This window comes from Micromonospora sp. I033 (assembly GCF_053890995.1).
This window is the reverse complement of record NZ_JBSSLX010000352.1, coordinates 1-3,331: the sequence shown is the minus strand read 5'-3', so window position 1 is coordinate 3,331 and position 3,331 is coordinate 1. Positions and strand designations below refer to the sequence as shown.

The 3,331-nt window shown below is 78.4% G+C and carries 2 protein-coding genes and 1 pseudogene; all 3 read right to left on the bottom strand.

The window, feature by feature from the left end; translation table 11 throughout:
* Positions 1–1,929 (bottom strand): hypothetical protein (locus ACW0Q9_RS29910; RefSeq protein WP_456187021.1); only part of this gene is annotated, 1,929 nt, incomplete at its 3' end.
* On the bottom strand, positions 1,929–3,062 hold the full coding sequence (locus ACW0Q9_RS29905; RefSeq protein WP_456187019.1) for a glycosyltransferase family 4 protein: 1,134 nt from the start codon (positions 3,060–3,062) through the stop codon (positions 1,929–1,931). The genes ACW0Q9_RS29905 and ACW0Q9_RS29910, both read right to left, overlap by 1 nt.
* Positions 3,059–3,331: pseudogene (locus ACW0Q9_RS29900) on the bottom strand (virulence factor MviN); the annotation flags it as partial. The pseudogene ACW0Q9_RS29900 and the gene ACW0Q9_RS29905, both read right to left, overlap by 4 nt.

The following is a 3,331-nucleotide window of genomic DNA, read 5'->3' as shown; positions in this document are numbered from 1 at the left end:
GTAGATGCCGAACAGCCGCATGAGGCCGCCCCAGGGCTGGAGCAGGGCGAACCAGACAAGCGCCGCGCCGGCCAGGGCCAGCACGGTGAGCGGGCTGTTCACCAGGGTCTGGAAGTTGGCGCTGCTGGACCGGTGCACGGTGAGGCCACCGGTGCCGTCGCCCACGGCGGCGAGGAAGCGGCCCAGGCTGCCCCGCTCGGCCTCCGGCCGGCCCACGTCGACCACGGCGAAACCGACGGTGACCGCCAGCCCGGCCATGGTGGCCCAGGCCAGCCGGCTCACGGTCAGCCAGCCGCCGGTGCAGATCGCGGCGGCGACGCTCACCCCGGCGGTCAGCGCGATGGCGCCGATCGAGTCGGCCCCCAGGTAGGGGCTGCCAACGATCACCACGGCCGCCCCGCCGACCGCGACCATCACCATCGGCCGCCAGGCCCGGCGGACCCGCTGGGCCAGCCAGCCACCGCAGAGCAGGGAACCGGCGATGAACACGCCCAGCCCGACGGTGCCCAGCCCGGCGTACCGGCCGCCCTCCAGCGCGGAGTAGCCGATCACGCCGTTGAGCTGCAACCGGGAGCCGGTGAGCACGTCCACCCCGACCACCAGGGTGGCCAGGCCGGCCACCGCGCCGAGCGGCCCGAGGGTGCGCTCGTGGCCGGGGCTGAACCGGACCGCGGCGGTGCCGCCCACGATCAGCAGAGCGGTCACCGAGGCGAACCACCAGCCGGCGTGATCCCCCCGCCACCAGGGCGCGGCGTCGGCGAGCAGGGCGGCCGGCACGGCGAGCGCGGCGCCGATCAGCAGCAGTTCCACCACCGCCACCACCCGCCGGGTCACCGGCTCGGGCCCGTGCGGGCCGGCGTGCCGGCGGGCCCGGCGCAGCAGCGGCAGCACCGCCACGGCGAGGGCCACCTGCGCGGCGGCGAGCAGGGTGAAGAACCAGCCGGCGACCCGGCGCTGGGCGGCGGCCTCCCGGTCCGCGTCGGCCGGCGCGTCGATCGCGGCGCGCAGGTCGTCGGGGCGGTCGTCGACCGACACGGCGGGCCGGCCGAGGAAGAGCCGCTCGGGCATCGGCCGGCCCAAGGCGGCCAGCGCGGTGGGGGCCAGGTCGACCAGTTGCAGGTAGCCCTCGCGGGCGGTGCTCGGCGAGGTCAGCCAGCCCTTGTCCCAGCCCGGACCGTCGGCCACCGCGACGTGCAGCCGGGACGGCGTGTCGGTGTCCGAGACCCCGGCCACCAGCACCAGCGAGCGCGGCGGCCGGGCGGCGAGCACCCGGGCGAGCTGGGCGTCCACCTGGCGGGCCTGGGCGGCCCGGCTGGTGGGGTCCTCGCCGTCGACGGTGCCCAGGTCGACGATGCTCAACACGCAGGAGCCGAGCAGCTTCGCCGGGTCGGCGGGGAGCACCGGCGCGTACCGGTCGACCCGGCCGAACGGGCGGGCGGCGGCCACCGCGGCACCCGGCCCGACCGCCACCGAGCAGCGGACCGACTCGGACAGCGCACCCGGGGTGGTCCCCCAGGAGAGCCGGTCCTGGTTGTACGCGACGACGCTCTCCTGGTCGGGCAGGTTCGCGCCGATCCCGTCCGGCTGCTCGACGGTCACCCCGCCGGCCGGGCATCCGCCGCCCGGCCGGCTGCCGTTCCAGGCGGCGAAGTTGCCGGCGCCCAGGGTGAGCCAGCCGTCGACCGGGCAGGTGGGCCGGTGCGCGGAGCGTACCGAGAGCGAACCGATGGAACCCTGCTCGGCCATCCGCCACAGCGTGGGGGTGGTCTGCGGGTCGACGTCCTCCCAGCGCAGCCCGGCCGCCCCGGCCAGCACCACGAAGTCGGCGCTGCGCTCCGGCGCGCCGGTGTCCGGTCGGGCGGCCAGCGCCGTGATGCCGAGCGCCACCACGACGAGGGTCAGCAGCACCGGGGTCAGTCTGCGCAGCATCACCGGGTCCCCGTCGAGTGCTCGGGCGTCAGCTCGGCGTAGAGGTCGACGAGGGCGCCCGTGGTGTCCGCCTCGGTCGGCCAGGTCGCGGCCCGGGCGGCGGCCCGGCGGGCCAGGTCGGCCCGGCGGGGCTCGTCGTCCAGCAGGTCGCGCACCGCCGCGTCGACGGCGTCCACGTCGCCGGCGGGCACCAGCACCGCGGCGTCGCCGACCAGTTCCGGCAGGCCGCCGACGGCGGTCGCCACCAGCGGTACGCCGGCCCGCAGCGCCTCCTGGGCGAAGAGCTGGCGGGCCTCCCAGTCGCTGGTCACCACGGCGACGTCGGCGGCGCCGAGCAGGTCGGCCACGTCGGTGCGGTGCCCGAGCAGGGTCACCGGCGCCCGGGCGGCGGAGATCCGCGCGGCCAGCGGGAGGTACGCGGGCCCGCTCCCGGCGATCACCACCAGCGGCGCGGGCCGCCGGGTCCGCCACCGGGCGGCCGCGTCGACCAGGATGTCGTAGCGCTTCTGCGGGTGCAGCCGGCCCACCGAGACGATCAGCGGGCGGTCGGCGGCGAGCCCGAACTCGGCGCGGACGGCGGCCCGGCGGCGACGCGGCGCGGGCAGCGCCGGCGCGGCGACCGGGGCGAGGCGGGCGTCGGCGGCGCCCAGCGCGGCGGCCCGTTCGACGAGGTCGGCGGAGGCGCCCAGCGCGATCCGGACGTTCCGGGCGACGATCCGCTCGGCGAGCCGGGACAGCCCGCCCCGCAGCCCGCCGGCCAGCACGGCGTTGTGCCAGGTGACCACGAGCGGGGCGGTCGGGCGGGCGAGCACGGCGACCAGGCCGGCGCGCAGCCCGTGCGCGTGCACCACGTCGACCGGCGGGTCGGCCAGCGCCCGGCGCAGCGCGGCGACGGCCCGCGCGTCGGCCGGGGTCGGGCTGGCCGGGATCTCCACCGGCGTGAACCGGGCGCCCGCTCCGGTGAAGTCGAACTGGTCCTGGGTGGCGGCCGGGCCGCAGACCAGCACGGACGCGCCGGCTTCGGTGAGGCCCCGGGCGATCGAGCGGATGTGCTGGCCCACCCCGCCGGTGCTGGAGGCGAGCACCAGGGCCACCGAGCCGGGCCACCGCGGCGTCGACGAGGCGTCCGTCATGAGGAAACGGTCTCCTTTCCGTCGCCCCGCTCCCCGGGGTGCTGGTCCGCCCGCGGGCCGTCGCCCGCGCCGGGCGGGCGACGCCGGCCGAGCCGGCGGGTGACGGCCCCGAGCAGCGGCCGCAGGTCGCGGGCGTCGGTCAGGCCGGCGACGGCGAGGAACAGGGCGCCGACGACGACCCCGGACAGCATGCCCTGAGCGAGGGCCTCCGCTGTCGTCGGGGTCCCGTCGGCGAGTCCGGCGAGTCCCCGGGCGGTGGTCGCGCCGCC